The organism is Bradyrhizobium sp. SZCCHNR2028 (assembly GCF_032380995.1).
GTDB lineage: Bacteria > Pseudomonadota > Alphaproteobacteria > Rhizobiales > Xanthobacteraceae > Bradyrhizobium.
In genome coordinates this window covers 250244-271509 of sequence record NZ_JAUHJF010000001.1, presented here as the reverse complement: position 1 = coordinate 271509, position 21266 = coordinate 250244, and the positions used below count along the sequence as shown (strand labels likewise).

Annotated in this window: 11 protein-coding genes; 10 read left to right on the top strand and 1 reads right to left on the bottom strand. The window is 65.0% G+C overall.

Translation table 11 applies throughout. The features are described 5' to 3' along the window. The first annotated feature begins 768 nt into the window (after positions 1-768). From QX121_RS01255 to QX121_RS01215, 9 genes are all read left to right on the top strand, one after another. On the top strand, positions 769-2631 hold the full coding sequence (locus tag QX121_RS01255) for a type I secretion system permease/ATPase (RefSeq protein WP_315738087.1): 1863 nt from the start codon (positions 769-771) through the stop codon (positions 2629-2631). A gap of 3 nt (positions 2632-2634) precedes the next feature. After that, positions 2635-4590, top strand: coding sequence for an HlyD family type I secretion periplasmic adaptor subunit (locus QX121_RS01250; protein ID WP_315810957.1), 1956 nt, complete (start codon positions 2635-2637; stop codon positions 4588-4590). A gap of 68 nt (positions 4591-4658) precedes the next feature. Continuing rightward, positions 4659-6791: an autotransporter strand-loop-strand O-heptosyltransferase gene (locus QX121_RS01245; protein ID WP_315810956.1), complete on the top strand. Its 2133-nt coding sequence runs from the start codon at positions 4659-4661 to the stop codon at positions 6789-6791. Between the two features lie 552 nt (positions 6792-7343). Next, entirely contained in the window at positions 7344-10610 is a 3267-nt protein-coding gene (locus QX121_RS01240) for a hypothetical protein (protein ID WP_315810955.1), read from the top strand. A gap of 566 nt (positions 10611-11176) precedes the next feature. Further along, positions 11177-12976 (top strand): hypothetical protein, encoded by a 1800-nt coding sequence (locus QX121_RS01235; protein ID WP_315810954.1) that lies wholly within the window; start codon positions 11177-11179, stop codon positions 12974-12976. Positions 12977-13228: 252 nt separating this feature from the next. Further along, complete coding sequence (locus QX121_RS01230) at positions 13229-17455, top strand: sulfotransferase (protein ID WP_315810953.1); 4227 nt, start codon at positions 13229-13231, stop codon at positions 17453-17455. Positions 17456-18153: 698 nt separating this feature from the next. Next, the gene (locus tag QX121_RS01225; protein ID WP_315738093.1) at positions 18154-18747 is read left to right on the top strand and encodes a formyltransferase family protein; all 594 of its coding nucleotides are present in this window, start codon (positions 18154-18156) and stop codon (positions 18745-18747) included. Between the two features lie 293 nt (positions 18748-19040). Then, positions 19041-19391, top strand: a complete 351-nt coding sequence (locus tag QX121_RS01220; RefSeq protein ID WP_315738094.1) for a hypothetical protein — start codon at positions 19041-19043, stop codon at positions 19389-19391. A 22-nt stretch (positions 19392-19413) separates the two neighbouring features. Continuing rightward, positions 19414-19881, top strand: coding sequence for a hypothetical protein (locus QX121_RS01215; RefSeq protein WP_315770776.1), 468 nt, complete (start codon positions 19414-19416; stop codon positions 19879-19881). Positions 19882-19887: 6 nt separating this feature from the next. Here the strand turns inward: QX121_RS01215 and QX121_RS01210 are convergent, their stop codons facing one another. Beyond that, the gene (locus tag QX121_RS01210; RefSeq protein WP_315738096.1) at positions 19888-20118 is read right to left on the bottom strand and encodes a hypothetical protein; all 231 of its coding nucleotides are present in this window, start codon (positions 20116-20118) and stop codon (positions 19888-19890) included. Positions 20119-20341: 223 nt separating this feature from the next. Here QX121_RS01210 and QX121_RS01205 point away from each other — a divergent pair, with 223 nt between their 5' ends. After that, positions 20342-21232 (top strand): DMT family transporter, encoded by an 891-nt coding sequence (locus tag QX121_RS01205; protein WP_315770779.1) that lies wholly within the window; start codon positions 20342-20344, stop codon positions 21230-21232. The last annotated feature ends 34 nt before the right edge of the window (positions 21233-21266 follow it).

Genomic DNA, 21266 nt, shown 5'->3' with positions numbered 1-21266 from the left:
CCCCCGGATACGCTTTACTAAGTGAGCAACTTCGTCCGACTTCGGCGTCACAGCGCCGTTCTGCACCCAATCGTTGCCCCGCTACGCTTGAACGTGATCGGTTGGATCACGCCTATGGTCGATCAGCTGCCGCGGCCCGAGCCGGTGACGAGTTGCTCGGATCACCCGCGGACTGATCTGCTTCGTCCTCCCTCGAGTTGATGTTGATCTCGTGCGCCCGATGCTGGACGGGTCACTGGTTCCACAGCGGCCGCACGTTCGATGATAGAACACATCGTCGGCCACCATGGCCGGCTGAGCTGATTGCACGTCTTGGATTGGTGCGCGGAGCCGCACGCCCTCGTGTTGCCGCCGCCATCATGATCGTTCTCAGCACCATCATCGAATACCGCATGATCGAGATGACAACGCCTGTGCGTTGCACCGCAGGAAGATTTATTCGCCTTCGTGGCGTCATTCGGCCCGGACCGCGACCAATGAGTACGGAACCAAGGTGATAGACGGACGAATGTGTGACGCGCGTCGCATGCCGATGGCTGTTATCACGCTGCAACTATCGACGATCGCGGACAGATTTCGCGCAGACCCGATCGCGCTGAGCGACGCCACAACTTTTCAGAGCCGGCCCGGCGCATTGTACCTCGCACCGGTCGTGTACCCCCGTCGCTGCGACAGAATTGCCCACGTGTCCAATTGTTGCCGGAAAATCGTCGGTATCGACTGTCAATAGCGCGGAGTGAAGCACTGTGTTTTGGGAGACGCGCCTGGATGAGTCTGGCTCAAGACCGCCCGAGAACGAAAGCCGCGGCTGCCCTCAACGACCTTCTCTCGGGAAGCGACGATCCGGTGACGCGCGGGTTGCGCCAGGCTGTCAAACGCATGGCCGGCATCGGCGTGTTCAGCGGCGTCATCAACATCCTGATGCTCTCGGGCTCGGTTTATATGATGCAGGTCAATGATCGCGTCGTTCCGAGCAAAAATCTCGCCACGCTCGTCGGCCTGTCGGTGATGATTCTGGTCGTCTATCTGATTCAAGGCTATTTCGACGCATTGCGCACCCGCATGCTGTGCCGGGTGGCGACCGTGTTCGACGCGAGCTTGCAGGACGCGATTCATCACGCTCTGGCCACCCTGCCCCTGCGCGGCACCAAGCCGATGCTGATGCAGCAGCCACTGCGCGATCTCGACCAGCTCCGCGCCTTCATGTCGAGCATGGGACCGACCGCCTTTCTCGACATGCCATGGATACCGATCTTCCTGATCGGCATGTTTCTGTTTCATCCGCTGATCGGCATCACGGCCGTCATCGGCACGGTCGGAATCATCTCGATGACGCTGGTGACCGACCGGTTGTCGCGTCAGGCGAGCAAATCCGCCAGCGATACGAGCGCCGCACGGCAGGTTCTCGCCGATGCTACCCAGCGCAATGCAGAGGTGATTCGCGCGCTCGGAATGCTGGATCGCTTCTCGGCACGCTGGAACGCCGTCAACGAGCGCTATCTGAAGGACAACATTCGCGCGAGCGATGTCTACGCCAATCTCGGGGCCGCCGCGAAAGTGCTGCGCTTCATCCTGCAGTCGGGCATGCTCGGCATCGGCGCGGCGCTCGTCGTCTCCGAGCAGGCCTCCGGCGGCGTGATGATGGCCTCGTCGATCCTGATGGGCCGCGCGCTCGCCCCGATCGAGATCGCACTTGGCAGCTGGAAACAGCTGGTCGCCGCGCGCCAGGGCATCGCGCGTCTGCGCGATATCTGCAAGGCCACCGCCAGGCCGGAAGCGCCGCCGGTCGCGTTGCCCCGCCCGTTCCGCGAGCTGACCGTACAGGAGCTGACGGTCACCGCGCCGGGCACCGACCGGCCGATTGTTCAAAACGTGTCGTTCTCGATCAAGGCAGGCACGGGTCTGGCACTGCTCGGCGCGAGTGCCTCCGGCAAGACCTCACTCTCGAAGGCGCTGGTCGGCATCTGGCCTGCACAGCATGGTTCCGTCCGCCTCGACGGCGCAGCGCTCGACCAATGGAGCAACGAGGATCTCGGCCGCCACATCGGCTACCTGCCGCAGGACGTTGCCCTGTTCGATGGCAGCATCGCCGACAACATCTGCCGCTTCGACGAGAATGCGAGCTCGGATGCGATTCTGAAGGCGGCGCAGATCGCCGGCGTGCACGACATCATCCTGCGGCTGCCGGAAGGCTATTCGACGCGAATCGGCCAAGGCGGCATGTCGCTGTCGGCCGGTCAGCGGCAGCGCGTGGGTCTGGCCCGCGCGGTGTATGGCGATCCGTTTCTCATCGTCCTCGACGAGCCAAATGCCAATCTGGACACCGACGGCGAGAACGCGCTCAGCCGCGCCATTCAGATCATGCGGCAACAGAATCAGAGCATCGTGATCGTGATCTCACACCGTCCCAGCGCGCTGAATGCGCTCAACGTGGCGCTGGTGCTGTACGAGGGCAAGGCGATCGCATTCGGGCCCTGCCAGGAGATCTTTGCCCGCGTCGCCGGGGCCAACAAGGCCGCGGGACCTGCCGTCGCGCATGCTCCTGCTCCGCCCAGGGTTGCAGCTCCGGCAGCGGCGCCAAATCCGAACGCCCGCTCGCTTCGTCGCGCCGCCCCAGCAGAAAGCGCTTGATCAATGAAACACATCAACGACTTCAGGCCCTTCGACGACGACGACTATGTGCGACCGAAGACCCGCGCCGTCGGTCCGCAGGGCGATGCATTGATTCTCGAACTGCAGCGGCTGCAGGGCGCATTCGACGACGGCTCGGACGAGGACCCGCGGCAGCGCCGCGCCGCACGTGACGGCGGCAAGAAGCGCCGGCGTCCGCCGCCGTCGCAAGTCAGGCCAAAGCCGCGCTCGAAGAAGAAGGGCAGCACCATGGGCCGCGCCCTCGGTGCGTCGCTGTCGCTGTTCGGTCTCGGCGCCCAGGCGCCCCGGGCACGCCGGGGTGAAGGCATCCGCGAGATGGACTGGCAGCAGCCCGCACCGATGCGTGGCTACGAGCCGGAGCTGTCGCCACCCCAGCGCAATCCGCCTGCACGCATGGCGGGCGGCAATTCGGCACCCCTGCTCGACCTGCAGGATGCGCGACGCGACGGCAATTTCGGCGTCGGTGCGCCGCGGCCGATGGGACAGCAGAACCTCCCTGCCCGCCTGGCGCATGCGCCTGTCGTTCCGCAAACCCGAGTCGGCCGCCTGGTCGGCACCGCCGGCACGGCCTTGACCACTGGCATGACCTTCATTGCGACGCAAGGAACGGCGGCCGATCTCGACGACGGCTCGGACGAATCGCTGGTGCCGCGCGTCAGCCGCATGTTCGAGAACGAGCTGCGTCTCGGCATGCGGGTGCTGCTTGTCGCCGGCGTTCTCGGCGGCGGTTGGCTGACCCTCGTGCCGCTCGCCGGCGCGATCGTGGTCCCCGGCAATCTCGTGGTGCAATCCAACGTGAAAGCCATTCAGCATCCGACCGGCGGCATTGTCGCCGAGATCAAGGTCGACAACGGCAAGCGCGTCGCAGCGGGCGATCTGCTCGTGCGGCTCGACGCCACTCAGAGCCAGGCCCAGCTCCAGGCGATCACCAAGCAATTGAACGAACAGCGCGCCAAGATTGCACGGCTCTCGGCCGAGCGTGACGGTCTCGATCAACCGGACTATCCGTCCACGCTGACCTCACGTCAGGACGATCCAAATGTCCGCACCGTCATCGCGTCGGAGAACGCGCTGTTCAAGGCCCGTGCCACGACCCGCAAGAGCCAGAAGGAGCTGCTGCAAGGCCGCATCGTCCAGCTGAACAACGAGATCAGCGGTATGGAGTCTCAGCTCGAATCCAAGAACAAGCAGATCGAGTTGATCAAGGGCGAGTTGGCCGGCGTGCAGGAGCTCTATGACAAACGGCTCGTTCCGCTGACGCGACTGACCACGCTGCAGCGGGAAGCCGCTCGGATCGACGGTGAACGCGGCCAGCTGGTGTCCAGCGTGGCGGAGACGAGATCCAAGATCAGCGAAGCCGAGCTCCAGACCGTCAAGATCGATCAGGATTTCCGCAGCGAGGTGGTCAAGGACCTCAGCGAGTCCCAGGCCAAGGAAGGCGATCTGGTCGAGAAGGGCGTCGCCGCGCGCGACCAACTCGATCGCATCGAGATGCGCGCGCCGAACTCCGGCACCATCCACCAGCTCGCGATCCACACCATCGGCGGCGTCATCAAGCCGGGTGAGACCGTCATGGAGCTGGTCCCCGATTCGGACGAACTGCAGGTCGAAGGGCACGTCCAGCCCAAGGATATCGATCACGTTCACACCGGGCAGGATGCGATGGTCCACTTCAACGCCTTCAACCAGCGCACCACGCCGAAATTGAGCGGCCAGGTCTCGTTCGTGTCGCCTGATATCACCAATGACCCGCGAACCGGCTCCACCTTCTACACGGTCAGGATCACGCTGTCCGACGAGGAGCGCAAGCGGCTTGGCAACGTCAACCTGATGCCCGGCATGCAGGCCGAAGTCTATGTTCAAACCGGCAGCCGGACGATGCTCAGCTATCTGATGAAGCCGGTTCTCGATCAGTGGCGCCGCGCCTTCGTGGAGTAACAAGGCCCGAACAGCCGCGGTCGGCGTCATCGCACACGAATGAACGCAGACCGCGTCAGCACCTCAACATGAACGTTGCAAATTTTCCCCGCACCTCGGACCCGGCGATGGTGCCGACACGTGCGTTACCCGCCGACGCCCAGCCTGGCGCCCGCACCGAGGCGTCTGATCACGCACGCAAGCCGCGACTGCCGCCGCCAGCGGCCGTGCCGACCCAGGAGGGTCCCCAGGGGCTGCGCTTCGATTTCAACGACGGCTGCCGCGTGATGCTCCCCGACACCGGACACCCCTGGCGCGTCCGGCTGAGCGATCTCGAGACCACCAACGTCCTGTTCGACATCGACCTGCGTTCAGGGCACGTCAACAGTAGCAAGCGCTATTTCGTCCGGTTCAGGCTCGAAGTCTGGTCAGGGCCCGAGCTGCTGTTGTGCCACGACTATGATGCCACCGACCGAGACGTCCTGATCCAGTTCCCGGTCGGCACGATCGGCGACATCATCGGCTGGATGGGCTATGCGGTGAGGTTCAAGGACCTGCATCGGTGCCGCCTGAGCTGTGCTATGGGCGAGCCGCTGATCCCGCTGTTCCGCGCCGCCTACCCTGACATCACGTTCCTCAGCCACGAGATGGTCCAGGCGGAGCGATACTACGCCACCTACTCGGTCGCGCTGTTCTTCGACGATGCCGAGCTGGTCCATCAGCCCTGTGATTTCCGGCAGGTCGGCCTGCATCGGACGGCCGCTCATATCCTCGGCGTCGATCCGGCCGAGCAGCCGCCGCGCGTCGCACTGAGCGAAGACAGCCGTCCCATCGAGGAGCCCTATGTCTGCATCGCGGTGCAGGCGACGACCGCGTGCAAGCACTGGAACAATCCTGAGGGCTGGCAGAGCCTCGTCGATTTCCTGCGCGCGACCGGCTATCGCGTGATCTGCATCGATCAGACCGCGGCGCGCAGCCACGGCGCTTTCCGAACGCAAATTCCCGCCGCAGCCGAGGATCAGACCGGTGACCGGCCGTTACCCGAGCGCGCCCGCTGGCTCAAGCACGCCGCGTTCTTCATCGGCCTTTCCTCGGGGCTGTCATGGCTGGCCTGGGCTGTCGGCACTCCGGTCGTGCTGATCAGCGGCTTCACTCATCCGACCAACGAGTTTGCGACCCCCTATCGGGTCATCAACCGTCACGCCTGCAACAGTTGCTGGAATGATGTCCGTCATCGCTTCGACCATGAGGACTTTCTGTGGTGCCCGCGATGGCAGGGCACGCCTCGACAGTTCGAATGCACGCGCCTGATCACGGCCGCGCAGGTCGAGGGCATGTTGCTTCGAATTCCCGGCTTCGGACAGGGATTGCGTCCGAAACCGCGCACCTCTCAGCAGCAGACGCCGCCTGCGCCCTTTGATCGGCAGCGAACCTCCAGGGCAGAGTCTGCGCAGGACTCCGTAGAGAGCGACGAGCCGGTCGCGCTCGCCGCACTGCTGGCGCAGCCGCGCGGCGACGTTCCCCACGGGGGCCTTGCGGTCGGCGTCACGGTCGCCGCCGGCAGACTGCTGGATCAGGCTGCCGCCGGGATCGCGGAAGGCGATCGCGCCGCCACCGCCAGCGATCTGATGGAGGCCTTGCAGAACTACAAGCAGAGCATCGCCATCGTCAGACACCTGACCGGAGCCAATCCGGACGACGCCGGGCTTCAACGCAACCTCTCGGTCGCCTTGAACCGCATCGGCGCCGTGCTGTTCGTTCAGCGAAACCTCGAGGCCGCGCATGCCGCCTATTCCGCCAGCCTCGCCATCGTTCAAAAGCTGACCGCAGCACACCGCGGCAATCTCAGCTTCCAGCGCGATCTCGCCTGGTGCCATGCTCTGCTGGCGGACGTGCTCGCCGCCCAGGGCCGGCATGCCGAAGCCTTCGATCAGCGTCGCGCCAACACCGCGCTGATTACCCACCTCGCCAACAGTGCCTCCAACGATCCGTTGCTGCAGCAGACTCTTGCAAACTCCTACCAGAATCTGGGCGATGCCTTCGTTCCGCTCGGCAACATCGACGGCGCCCTCGCCGTCTACCGGATCAGCCTCGGCCTGACCAAGCAAGGGCTGGACGCGAACGGGCAGAATGATCCGGCCTGGAATCAGCTCTACACCGCGCTGCTGCAGAAGATCAGGACTGCGCTCCTGGCGCAGCGCCAGGCTGCGCCGCCGTCCTGAACAGCGTTCGGCGCGGTTGGCCGGCCGCCACGCCTTCACCTTAAAGCTCACCCGGACGGATGATCCATCGTGGCATTTTTCCAGCGATGGCCCTGCGGCAAGGCCGCGCGCAAGTGTCGCCGGGCAGCCTTGACAACGTCTGACAGACCCTACGGCTGACTTCTGGAGACCGGCCACTCACCGGCGAGATGCAGGCAGCATCTTGACGACAACATGCAGCTCGCGCCCGATCGCGCCCCCTCGCGTTTGCCGCTTGCCACCAAAAATCAATCACTTAGCACGCGATCGCGGCGCATCCGTCACAGATCCGCGATGTCTCGAGAACAACATAATTGCGGACTCCCCCACGCCTTTTTTGGCCCGATTGCTCCGAGCATATAGCGAGGTGCGACAAAGTAACGCGCGTCAGAAAAGCGCGCGGCACAGAAGCGCACGGGCGTGAGGCGCGGCGCGCAGCACGTCCGACGCAGGGCCGATGCGCTTCCGCATCGTCTGGCCAGTTTCGGTACGGGGCCCTGCCGGGCGTCGGATGAACTTGGGGAGAGATGATCTATGGCGAACAACACCTTCAACCCGACGGCGCTGGCCAACGGAACGTCGAACCTGCTGGTGCGCGCCTCAGCGCTCAACATGTCGACCGACCTCGTCCAGGCCGGCGTGGTGTTCAACGATGCAGTGCGCGCCTCGCTCGGCCTGTTCTCACAGGCCGGCAGCGGCAACTCGAACCCGTTCCTCGGCAGCTACACGACCGACCTCCACGCCGTACAGAACGACATCGCCGCGATGCTCACCAATCCCGGCCAGGTGACCCTGGGCGGCCAGGCCTTCACGCTGAACGCGACCGACACCGCCGTTCTTTCCAACGTGCAGGCGCAGATCTCGACGCTGCTCACGGCCGCACCGCAGACCACGAATGCTGCGACGATCACAGCCGCGGATCAGACGCTGCACGCGGTCCAACAGGAGATCCTGCAGGAGATCAACGGCGACGCGCATCTGTCCGGCGCGCTCAACAAGGTCAACTTCCTCGCCAACACCGGCGGCCAGGACGTCGGCTTCCAGAATACGCCGGCCGGTGCCGATGATGCGGCGACCTTGGCCGCTGCGACCGCAGGCAACACGCTGAAGGACGTCGGCCTCGTCTTCAACAAGGTCGTCGACCTCGCCTCCGGCGGCATCCACACCGGCAACCTTCAGGAGGTCACGACCGACCTCACCGCGATCTCGCAAGGTCTCACCAACATCCTCAACAACAAGACCCAGCTCGCGCAAATCGAGAAAGGCGAGACGGCGAATGCAGCCGCGCTGACGACCATCCATCTGCAGACGGTACTCGGACAGGTCAACCTCGAGCTCAACCAGTATGCCAAGGCGGAGACGACCGGCAATCAGGCCGCGTTGCGCGGCACCGCGGACAATCTGCTCGACAGCATCGACATCATCCAGAACGACGCCAATCTGAACACGGCGGCCGGCGGCAACGGAATGCCCGGCCATGCCGGCGGCTTCGCGGAGGATCCCGGCGGATTGACCGGCACGGTCACCAAGTTCCAGGACAACCAGGCGCAGACCAATTTCTGGGCCGCATTCCTGGCCGAAGCCAACACCATCAACGCAACCCTGCAGAAGATTTCGACCGGTGGCGCGCAAGCCAGCGCGGCATTGATCACGCAGATCCAGAACTACCAGCAGTTCGGCGCCAATTTCGACGCCGCCCAAGGCAACGTCTTCCGTGGCCGCTTCGACAACGAGCTGCTCAGCGGCACGCTGGAAGCCGACTCGGCGGCCGCCGTGAAAGGCTTGCAGGGCATTCTGAACGGCGACACCGGCGCGGCGCTGGCGGCCGACAAGGCGGCGCTCGCCGCTGCCGGCCAGGGCTTCGCGGCCGACGCCATGGACGTCTCCGGCAACAACATCGCCATCGGCGGCGCGACCTATGTCGGCTCGGCGACCACGGTCTCGACGGCCACGTCGGTGCACGGCCTGGCCCAAGGCACGATCCCGGTGACGGCAACCCCGAACATTGCCAACGGCACCGGCGGCTCATCGTCGACGCCGCCGGCTGGCGGCGCCACGCCGGTGAACTTCAGCCCGACCGCGCTTGCCAACGGCACGTCGAACCTCTTGACCCGTGCCACGGCGATCCAGCATTCGACCGATCTGGTGCAGGCTGGCGTCGTCTTCAACGACGCGGTGCGCGCCTCGCTCGGTCTCTTCAGTCTCGCCAACAGCGGCAACTCGCCGACCTTCCTGAGCAGCTACCAGGCCGACATCACCGCGGTGCAGACCGACATCGCCGCGATGCTCGCCAATCCGGGCCAGGTCACGCTCGGCGGGCATACCTTCGCGTTGAACGCCACCGATACGGCGGTTCTCACCAATGTCGAGGGCCAGTTGGGCACGCTGCTGCAGGCCGCGGGACAATTTGCGAACGCCACCACACAGGCCGCGGCCAGCCAGACCATTCATGCGCTGCAGCAGGAAATCCTCGGCGAAATCCACAACGACGCGCATCTGGCGAACGCGTTGAACAACGTCCCCTTCCTCGCCAATACCGGCGGCCAGGACGTCGCCTTCCAGACGTCGCCCGCGGGCGCGGACGATCCGGCGAGTCTTGCCGCCGCTACCGCCGGCAACAGCCTGAAGGACGTTGGTCTGGTCTTCAACAAGGCCGTCGAGGTCGCCTCGGGCGGCATCAACACCGGTAACCTTGCCGAGGTGGCCGCGGACTTCACCGCCGTCCAGCACGGACTGACCGCCATCCTCAACAACAAGACCCAGCTCGCGCAGATCGAGGCTGGCGAGACGGCCAACGCCGCGGCGCTGACGACGATCCATCTGCAGACTGCGCTCGGCCAGATCAACCTGCAGCTGGGCAAGTATGATCAGGCTGCGACCACCGGCAATCAGGCCGCTCTCCGCGGCACTGCCGACAACCTGCTCGACATCATCGACATCATCCAGGGCGACACCAACCTCAACATGGCGGCAGGTGGCAACGGCAACGCCGGCCATGCGGGCGGCTTTGCCGAGGATCCGGGCGGGCTCAAGGGGACGGTCACCAAATTCCAGGACAACCAGGCACAGACGAATTTCTGGGCCGCATTCCTGGCCGAGGCCAACACCATCAACGCGACGCTGCAGAAAATCTCGACCGGCGGCGCGCAGGCGAGTGCGGCCCTGATCACGCAGATCCAGAACTACCAGCAGTTCGGCGCCAATTTCGACGCCGCCCAGGGCGCCGTGTTCCAGGGACGGTTCGACAACGAACTGCTCAGCGGCACGCTCGAAGCTGACACGGCCGGTGCCGTGAAGGGCCTGCAGGGCATCCTCAACGGCGACACCGGCGCAGCACTCGCGGCGGACAAGGCGATGATCGCCGCTGCCGGCCAGGGCTTTGCGGCGGACGCCATGGACGTCTCCGGCAACAACATTCCCGTCAATGGCGGCACCTATGTTGGGACGGCCACGACGGTCTCGGCGGCGACCTCAATTAAGGGTACCGCGCACGGCACCATTCCGGTCACCGCGACACCGAACCTGGCCAACGGCACCGGCGGCACCGCGGCGGCAGGAACCACCGCCGCTGGCGGCGCCGCGGCCGGCGGCACCGCGGCGACCGGAGGCACGTCGACCGGCGGAACAACGGCGGCTGGCGGAACGTCGGCGGGCACCACGGCCAACAACGGCAGCAACGCCACGCATCACAGCGATCATCACCATCATCACGATCACAGCCAGGGCGCGCATACGAGCCAGGCCGCGGCTGCCGGGCCCGACATGTCGCATCTCCACGCCATGCATCACATGTGGGGTTGACACGGCAGGACGAAGCAGCCGCAGCAACTGCGGCAGAATCAGATACCCGGGAGCAACCAGATCAGGTCAACGCTCCCGGGCGAACGAGAACGACGATTAGTTCAACGAGGAGAAGAGATGACGCGGCCTGAATGAAGGAGCTTCTCGAGATTCGCGAAGATGCATGTTCTCCGCGCCGAGCGCGCCCGTCACGCTGGAACTTTTCTAAGGAGAGATCGATGATAGGCCCCAAGATCGGGGCAACTTCTTGTCTGCACCGTGCGTCGAAGGGTCGCTGAGCGACGGTGTTACAGGGATGCCACGACGGAAATCAAGGAGTTAGTCCGCCTTCCGACGCGGCCGTAACCCGGCTGCGACAGTAGCCATTTGCCCGAACAACATCATATTTGAGGACTCGGCGGCGCTTCTTTTGGCCCCATTGGAGCAAATAATTCCCAGGTGCTCTGAGGCTGCGACATTTCGCCCGTTCCGCGAGGGGTGAACGAGACGTCGCAGCCCGATCAACGCCCGCGTGCTGCCGATACGCCAAGCAGCAGACGCCGGGTTGAAACTTGGGGAGATGATCAATGGCAGCCAATACCTTCAACCCGACGGCGCTGGCGAATGGCACGTCCAATCTGCTGGTTCGCGCCTCTGCGCTCAACCTGTCGACCGACCTCGTGCAGGCCGGCGTCGTATTCAACGACGCTACTCGCATCTCGATCGGGCTGTTCTCGACGCCGCAGAACAGCGGCAACTCCAACCCGTTCCTCGGCAGCTACACCACCGACCTGCATGCCGTGCAGAACGACATCAATGCGATGCTGGCCAATCCCGGCCAGGTCACGGTCGGCGGTCAGGCCTTCACGCTCAACGCGACCGACACCGCGGTGCTCACCCAGGTTTCGAACGAGCTCACGACGCTGATCAACGCCGCCCCGCTGACGGCCAATCCGGCGACGCTCGCAGAAGCCGACCAGACCATCCACAACGTGCAGATGCAGATCCTGGCGCAGATCCAGGGTGACGCGCATCTTTCGGCCGCGCTCAACAACGTTCCCTTCCTGGCCAACACGGGTGCCATGGACGTGGCGTTCCAGAGCCTTCCCGCCGGTAACGACAGCGCCACCAATCTTGCTGCAGCGGCAGCGGGCGACCTGACCGCCATCGGAACGGTGTTCAATGCCGTCGCTGACCTTTCGCTGGGCGGCATGAGCGCCAACAACATCAACCAGATCCAGACTGATTTCACGGCCGTGACGCAGGGCCTTCAAGCGATCCTGAATGACCCGGCGAAGCTCGCCGCGATTGAAGCAGGTCAGACCTCCGTTGCTGCCCAAACGACGACACTTCATCTGATGACGCTGCTCAGCCAAGCAAACCTTCAGCTGAACAAATACGATGTCGCCGAGACGATGGCCAGTCCGACGGCGCTGCGCGGTTCCGCCGACAACATCGTCGACATGATCGACGTGTTTCAGAACGACGCGGCGCTCAACGCGGCAGCGGGCGGCACCGGGGCGCCCGGTCACATTGGCGGGTTCTCCGAAATGGCCGGCGGCCTGACCGGGACCGTCACGAAGTTCCAGGACAACCAGGCGCAGACCAATTTCTGGGCCTCGTTCCTCGCCGAGGGCAATACGCTGGGAGCGAAGTTGGTTGCGGTCGCCAATGGAACAGGTGCGGCGTCGCAAGCCCTGATCGACCAGATCACGAACTACCAGAACTTTGGCGCGGCGTTCGATGCGGCGCAGGGAGCGGTGTTCAAGGGACGGTTCGACGACGAGCTCGCCGCCGGAGCTCTACAGTCTGACACCATCATGGCCACCAAGGCGCTGATGGGCATCATGAACGGCGACACGGGTGCAGCCCTGGCGACGGATCAGGCGATGTTGAAGGCTGCGGCCGCGAACTACATCGGCAATGCCGGAGACATTGCTGGCAACAACATCGCGATCGGCGGATCGGCCTACGTGACATCCGCGACGAGCTTCGTGACGGCGACCGCGGTCAATGGCATTGCCCAGGGCACCGGCATGCCGGCGGGCGCCAATCCGAACATCGCCAACGGCACGGGCGGCGCCCCGGCGAGCCCGACCACGCCCGGCGGCGGCATGGGCGGAGGTGGCACGACGGGAGGCGGCACCACCGGCGGAGGCACCACGGGAGGCGGAACGACCGGTGGCGGCACGACGGGCGGTGGAACGGCCGGCGGAGGAACAACCGGCGGCAACAACAACACCACCACGACGCACCACTGCGGCGGCCACCATAGCCATCATGGCAGCCACCACACGGCGGCAGCGGCCACAGCCGCAACGGCGGCAGCAGCTTCGAGCGGTCCGGACATGTCGCACCACCACGCGATGCATCACATGTGGGGCTGACGCCTCCAACGACACGCCCGATCAAAGCCGGTGCAGACTCCTTGGTCTGCACCGGCTTCGTTGCATTCCGGCGAGAGCCGGCGATCGCGCGAAAGACATTGGCGAGACCGGGCAGCGAGATCGCGGAGCGCGCCGACCGCACCGGCTCGAAGGGTTCTAGACGATCAATCGGGATCGGCCCCCGCCAAGCCTCCGTTTCGCTTCATTCCGCCACGACAACTGCTTCCGTCGAACAATCAGTCAGTTGTGATCATGAACGAGCCAGCACTCGCCTTCCGCCCCCGACTCGTGTCCGCATCGACCAACTCCAGCGCGCCACTCCCGTCCACGCTTGATGGTCGCGCTCTGCAGGTTGCCGAGGAGGCCTACCGGAAAGTGCTTGCTCTTCAGCCAAGGCATTTCCGGACCCTGTGCAGCCTTGCGACTGTCCGCCTGCAACTCGGCGACGCGCAGGAGGCACGAACTCTGCTCGACCGGGCCGCGGACGCGGCGGGCGACTCGGCAGACCTGCACTTGACAGTCGGAAAGGCGTTCGCAAGTTTGGGCGACCTCGCCAAGGCGACATCGCATTTCGCGCGCGCCGCCGCACTCGACGAATCCTCGATCGAGCCCCGCCTGCTGCTCGGCGGCGCGCTGTACGGCCTGGGGGATCCCGCAGCGGCCGTCCGGCACCTCGAACTGGCGCTTGCCATCGATGGCACGAACCCGGACCTCCACCAGGCGCTCGGACTCGCCCTGCAGCGGCTCGGCCAGTCCGAGCGAGCGATGTCGCATCATGAGGCAGCGCTTGCGGCGAGGCCGCAATTTGCGGCAGCAGCCAGCAGTCTCGGTGATGCCTGCCGGCAGCTCGGCCGGCATCCGGAAGCCATCGCTCACTATACCCGAGCGCTCGCCATCGAGCCCAAGATGCCGACGGTCCTGCTCAATCTCGGGGGCTGTCATCAAGCGATGGGCGAACTGGATGCCGCCATTCGCACCTTGCAGCAGGCGCTCGCGTTGAGCCCTCATCTCGCCGAGGCGCACTACAATCTCGGCAATATCCACCTCGACATGAAGAGCTGGCCGGGGGCGATTTTCCACTACGAGCGAGCCGTCACTGAGCGGCCGGACTTCCCCGAAGCGCACAACAATTTCGCCAATGCGCTGCAGTCGGCGGGCCGGCACGAGGAGGCCCTGTCCCACTATGACGAGGCACTGCGGCTGCGACCAGACTACGCCATTGCCCACCGCAATCGCGCCGACTCGCTGCGGAACGTGCAGCGCTACGACGAGGCCATCGCCGGATATCAGGCCGCTCTTGCGCACGATCCCGGCGACACCACGACCATGAACCACCTTGCGGGCGTCCTGACGATCGTGGGCCGGCTCGACGAGGCGGCGCGTGCCTACGAATCCGCACTGGCTGTCAACCCGCGCAGTATCGGCACGCACCTCAACTACGGCGTGGTCAAGCCGTTCGCGGTCGACGACGCGCGCTGGGCGCCCTTGCAGGATCTGGCCGCGAGATCGGAGACGCTCACCGAGGATGCGCGCATCGCCCTGCACTTCACCCTCGGGCGGGCTTATGCCGACATCAAGGACGGCGAACGGTCGCTGGTCCACCTCAACGCCGGCAATGCCCTCGAGCGCCGCCGCATCAACTATGACGAGAACCAGACGCTGCGCCAGATCGAGCGCATCCGTGCGGTGTTCTCCAGGGACATGCTAAAGGCGCGCGCAGGCCATGGCGATCCATCGCACGCGCCGGTGTTCGTCATCGGCATGCCCAGGTCCGGCACCAGCCTGATCGAGCAGATCCTGGCCAGCCATCCCGCCGTGCATGGCGCCGGCGAGGTCAACTACTTCGCGGCAGCCGCGGGGCTCTTCACCGATCGCGCCCGCGGCGACTATCCGGAGATGCTCGCCCAACTGTCCGATGCCGATGTCACCGCCCTCGCGCGCGCCTATCTCCAGCGTTTCACGGAGCTTCCGGCGAATACCCAGCGCATCGTCGACAAGATGCCGTCGAACTTCCTGTTCGCAGGGCTCATCCATCTCGCGCTGCCGAATGCGCGCATCATTCACGTCCGGCGCAATCCGATCGACACCTGCCTGTCCTGCTACACGCAACTGTTTGCCGAGCCGCAGCCATTCGCCTACGACCTCGCCGAGCTCGGTCGCTACTACCGGGCCTACGAGGCGCTGATGAGCCATTGGCGTGCGGTCCTGCCGCAGGGCGTCATGCTCGAGCTGTCCTACGAGGACGTCGTGCGCGATTTCGAGCCGAATGCCCGCAAGATCGTCGCGCATTGCGGGCTGGACTGGGATGAGGCCTGCCTTTCCTTCCACGAGAACGAGCGCCCGGTGAACACCGCGAGCGTGGTGCAGGTGCGCAAGCCGCTGTTCACCGGATCGGTCGGCCGCTGGCGCATGTATGGCGACCGGCTGAAGCCGCTGCTCGATGCGCTGGGCACCGAGGCCCTGCGACCGACGATCGCCGAGGCGATCGCGGGCATGACGCAGCCTCAGCCCGTCAACGTCGCCCCGCCGGTGGTCACGCCGACGACGGACTCGCGGCCATTTGACGCCACGCGGCTTGCGTCACTGCAGACGCTGGCAGACGGCGTGGTCGCCGTCGCCAAGAGGCTGCAGAGCCGCGGCGAAATCAGCGATGCCGAACAGATCTTCAAGCTGATCCTTGCCGGCCAGCCGGCCAATTTCGACGCCCTCATCGGCCTCGGGATGATCTCAACCACGGCCAACCGGCTCGACGAGGCCAAGGACTACTTCCAGCGCGCGGTGGCGGTAAACGACAAGTCCGCCGAAGCCCATGGCAGCATCGGCGCCGTCGAGGCCTCGGCGGGGCGCTACGACGTAGCGGTGCAGCATTACGAGACCGCATTGTCGCTGTCGCCGAGCCATCCCGGCATTTTCTACGCCTTCGCCATGGTCCGGCAGAACCAGGGCCTGATCGACGAGGCGATGGCTCTGCTCCGGCGGGCGATCGACAACAAGCCGCAGCACCTGGACGCGCATTTCGCGCTCGGCAACCTGCTGTATACGGCGGGCAAGGACATCGAGGCGGCGAAACACTACCTCAAGGTCCTCGACTTCAACCCGGAGCACGCCGAGACCCACAACAACATCGCCAACGTGCTGCTGCGCCAGGGCCATCGCGAACGTGCCATCGAGCACTACAAGCGGGCGATCGCGAGTCGGCCCGACTATGCCGACGCCTATGGCAATCTCGGCAACGCCTTCCTCGAGCTCAACCGGCTCGAGGAGTCGATCGAGCAGAACCTGCTGGCCATCAGGATCAAGCCGGAGCGCTTCGGCTCCTACAACAATCTCGGCGTTGCCTATCAGGCGCTCGGGCGCTTCGAGGAGGCGACGGCGGCGTTCCAGAAGGCCTTGGAGCTGGCGCCGGACGACGCGCCGATCCACCTCAATCTCGCGAACATGTCGAAGTTCAAGCCGGACGACAGCCGGCTTCCAAGTCTGCGGCAGCTCCTCGAACGCGTCGACCGGCTCGATCAGGAGAAGCAGATCGCAGCCCATTTCGCGATGGGCAAGGCGTTGTCCGACCTGAAGGACTACGACCAGGCCTTCTCGCATCTGCACAAGGCCAACACCCTCAAGCGCAAGACCTTCGACTACGACTCCGAGCAGCGGCTCGGCATGATGAAAAATGTCGCGGCGCGCTTCACGCCCGAGTTCTTTCGCATGGTTGAAGGGCACGGCGACGACTCCTGGGCCCCGATCTTCATCGTCGGCATGCCGCGCTCTGGAACCACCCTGATGGAGCAGGTGCTGGCCAGCCATTCCAAGGTCTTCGGCGCGGGCGAGCTCGAGACCTTCAAGGAGCTCGTCGGCGAATGCGCCAACCGCCAGAAGGTCGTGCCGGCGTATCCCGATCTGATCACGCTTCTGCCACCCGAGGAGATGACGAAGATCGGGCAGGAATACACAGCCCGCGTTCGGACGCTGGCGCCGGAGGCCGAGCGCATCGTCGACAAGATGCCGCTGAACTTCCTGTTCGTCGGGCTGATCCACGCAGCATTCCCGCGCGCCAGGATCATCAACACGCGGCGCGACCCGCTCGACAATTGCGTCTCCTGCTACTCGCTGCTGTTCACCGGAGCCCAGCCCTTCGCCTACGACCTGACCGAGCTCGGCCACTACTACCGGGGCTATGAGAGCGTGATGGACCACTGGCACCAGGTGCTGCCGCCCGGCATCTTGATGGACGTTCAATACGAGGATCTGGTCGACGACCTCGAGGGCGTGTCACGCCGCGTGCTCGCCCATTGCGGGCTCGACTGGGAGGATGCCTGCCTCGACTTCCATCGCACCGAGCGCATGGTGCGCACGGCGAGCTTGATGCAGGTGCGCGAGCCGATCTACCGCCGTTCGATCGGAAGCTGGCGCCGCTACGAGAAACATCTCGGACCACTGTGCGCCGCGCTCGGCATCGACCATCCGCCGCCGGAAGCCACATGACCGCCGGCAAATAACCGGGTGCTGTTGCCCAGGGATCGGTGACAGGCGCGGCACCCGGCTATCCGGCCGCGCGGCGGAGCGGCTTGAGCATTGTGCTGCAGGGCCTTTAAGAAATTATCTTCGTCATATGCAGAAGCGTCAATTTTACTACGCAGACGGCCAACTGATAATACAATCACAAGTTCATTGACCTCTTCAGCCATTGGCCGAGGGGAATTGCGTTCGCAGACCGACCAGATCGCGTCCATTGAGCCGGCAGGAGTAGCGTCTTCGGTTGTCCTCATCAGTTCGGCTGATAGTTCGACCCTTTTAGTTGAGGTGTGTCGACCGATATGCCGTGATGCAGCAACCGGCCTTGACACAACCTTTCGGCGAGCTGCCGGTACCTATCCTGACTCCCGGTCCATCTGAAGCTGCAGCCGGCACCAGAGAGGGCATGTCATCCGCTCGGCCTGCATCTTGATGGCGGCCATGGCGATCGGCGCGCCGATAGGCGAGAAGGGCCCTGCCCCAACTCTGGCTCGGAGCGGCTTTCCCGTTCCCGTTTGGGTCCCCCAACGCCTCGGCCGGCCGGACGAAGCCAGCCTGTGACGACGGCCCAGCAGGCGCTTGACCTGGAGGCCAAGGCTTGGTTTGACCCGTTTCATCCGGTCAGAGTCCGACCGGATCCAGCCCCCAACCGTGGAAGATCCCTGACCATGCGCATCACTCTCGTCGGCTCCCGCCATTTCGGTGTCGCCACACTGAACATGCTGCGCGAGAGAGGAATCGAGATCGCGCGGGTCGTCGTTCATGATGGCGAGGACCGGCTCGCAGCAGCGGCGCGGGCGGCCGGGATCGAGGTCGTAGTCCAGGCCAATCCGAAGGTCGTGCCGGCGGGGGAGATCGCCCCCGACACGGACCTGATCGTCACGGCGCATAGCCACGCCCGCGTCACCCATGAGGCGGTCGCAGCCGCCCGGCTCGGCGGCATCGGCTACCATCCGTCGCTGCTGCCGCGTCACCGGGGCATCGCTGCGGTGGAGTGGACCATCAATGAAGGCGATCCGATCGCCGGCGGCACCATCTATCACCTCGCGGACCGCATGGATGCGGGCGCCATCGCCGCTCAGGATTGGTGCTTCGTCAAGAAGGGCGAGACCGCCCGCGAGCTGTGGGAGCGCGCGCTGGCGCCGCTCGGCCTCAAGCTGCTCGGCGATGTCATCGAATCGGCCAAGGTGACCGGCACGATTCCGGCCAAGCCGCAGGACGAGCAGTTCGCGACCAACGCGCCCAGCCTCACCCCGCACTGAGCATCCGATCGCATCGCCCCGACAATTGCGTCGTCGCTCCAGCCGGCGCGCTCCTGTGCCCTGCGACGGCAGCATCACCTGCCATTGCAAGGCTGCGACGCTGGTCCGCTCGTGGGGTGCGCGAAGGCGCAGTTTGCCCATAATGCCGCCCGAATGGTTCAAGGCGGAGTTCCGCATTAATCGTTAATGAGCTGAAATTGCTCGATAAAATTCCGTTGCGGCGGTGCGGCAAATTTTCGTCACAATTCTTCCAAATAAGGTCCTGATCAAACGACATTGAGGGACAACGATTCATGCGTCTCGACCGCATTGGAATGGCTTTCGCCGCGTCGATCCTGGTGGGTAGCTCGGCCGCCCCCGCATTCGCCCAGTCGCCCTATGACGGCCAGTGGCAGGTGACGATCGTGACCAACAGTGGCACCTGCGAGCCCACAGCCAGCTCGACCTTGATCGTCGCAGACGGTAAGATTTCTGCGGCTGGCGCCAATGTGTCGGGTTCGATTGGACGCGAAGGCCTCGTCAAGGTCTCCATCAATGGCGCATATGCGAATGGGCAGCTCAACGGCAATTCTGGCTCGGGCAAGTGGAACGGCGCCTCGGCAGGTATCCCCTGCAGCGGCCGCTGGCAGGCTTCGCGCCTGTAACGGCGCGCACGCGCTCCTGAAGATGGTGCGGCGGCTAGCGGCCGCCGCCGTCGTTTTGACGGCAGGTGTGACCGCTTCGCCGGGGCACGCCGATCCCGGTCCCTTCACCGCCTTGGCCGGAACATGGGGCGGCAGCGGCACGGTTGCCCTCGAGGACGGCTCAACCGAGCGCATCCGGTGCCGGGCCCGTTATGGCGTCTCGGGACCGCGGATGACGCTCGTCCTGACCTGCGCCAGCGATGCCTACAAGTTCGCTCTGCAGGCCGAGGTGATCGCCGAGGGCTCCGCCATCTCGGGAACCTGGAGTGAGTCCAGCCGCGGCATCAGTGGCGTGCTGCAGGGACGCGGCGGCGGCGGCAACTTCCAGCTGGTTGCAACCACCGCCGGCTTCAATGCCAACATCGCGCTCGCCACCCGCGGCAACAGGCAGTCGGTATCGATCCGGGCCGACAGCCAGTTCCGCGCAGCCAACATTTCAATGTCGCGGTGATCCCGATCAGCCGCTGCGCTTGGCGCCGGGGACCGCACCTGCGGATGGCGCCGGAGCCAGCTGCGCGGCGGTGCGCTTGATGGTCTTGGCGACCAGCAGCGCCTGCTCCCGCGTCATGGCAAAGTCCTGCACACCTTTATGGGTGGTCAGCGACAGCACCATGAGATGAGGCTCCCGCTCCGGCCAGCCAGTGGCAAAGGCGGTCACGAAGTCGGCTGAAGCGGCGCGTTCGGTCATGTCTTGTCTCTGGCTGCCTTGGGCTGTTTTACGGGCTGTTTCGCGGCGGTCGCTTTAGGACGAAACACAGCCACACTCCACGTTTTTCTCGATGACACGCGTCCGTCGCGAGCAAAGCCTGTAGCGGCGTTGATGCACTGCACCGTTGATTTCATTTGCATTGCCCTGCATGCGAGGTGATACAGCGCGCCTTCGCCGCCCTCCTCCCTGTCTCCACCACCTCATGCATCGTCCCGCTTCGAAACTGATCGCCGCATTGTGGATGACGGGCTGGCTCAGCCTGATGCTGGTGATGGCGGTGGCCGGACGCGAAGCCATGCGCGAGCTCAACGTGTTCGAGCTGATGGAGCTGCGCTGCCTGATCGGCCTGGTGATGCTGTCGCCGGTCATCGCACTGAGCGGCGGCTTTGCGAGGCTGCGCACCTCGCGGCTCAAGCAGCACGCGGCGCGCAACCTCGTCCATTACGGCGCGCAGCTCGGCTGGTTCTTCGCGCTCACCTTGATCCCGATCGGCCAGGTGGTGGCGATCGAGTTCACGATGCCGATCTGGACGGCGCTGCTGGCAGCAGCCTTCCTCGGCGAGCGCATCACCCTGTTCAAGCTGGCGGCGATCGGGCTCGGCCTCGTCGGCGTCGTCGTGATCGTCCGCCCGGATACCGGGGCGGTCAATTCGGGACAGCTCATCGCGCTGGCCGCCGCGGTCGGCTTCGGCATCTCGATCGCTCTGGTAAAGCTGCTGACGCGCACCGAGCCCACCGTGTCGATCATCTTCTGGATGCTGGTGGTGCAATCCATCGCCGGCCTCATCCCTTCGCTCTTATTCTGGACGCCGCCATCGGCCACGACCTGGGGCTGGATCCTCCTCGTCGCCTTCTGTGGGACCTTCTCGCATTTCTGCATGGCGCGCGCGCTGCTCTACGCCGACGCTACCATCGTGGTGCCCATGGATTTTCTCCGCGTTCCGCTGACCGCCACCGTCGGCTGGCTGGTCTATGCGGAGCGTCTCGACGGATTGACCGTGCTCGGCGCTGCGTTGATTCTCGCCGGAAACTTGCTGAACCTGCGTCCCCCGCAACCTCGGCCCGTGCCGATCGGCGGTTCGGCAGGGACTTGAGGCGCCGGGGAGCCCCTGCCTCCCCTCGAGCGAC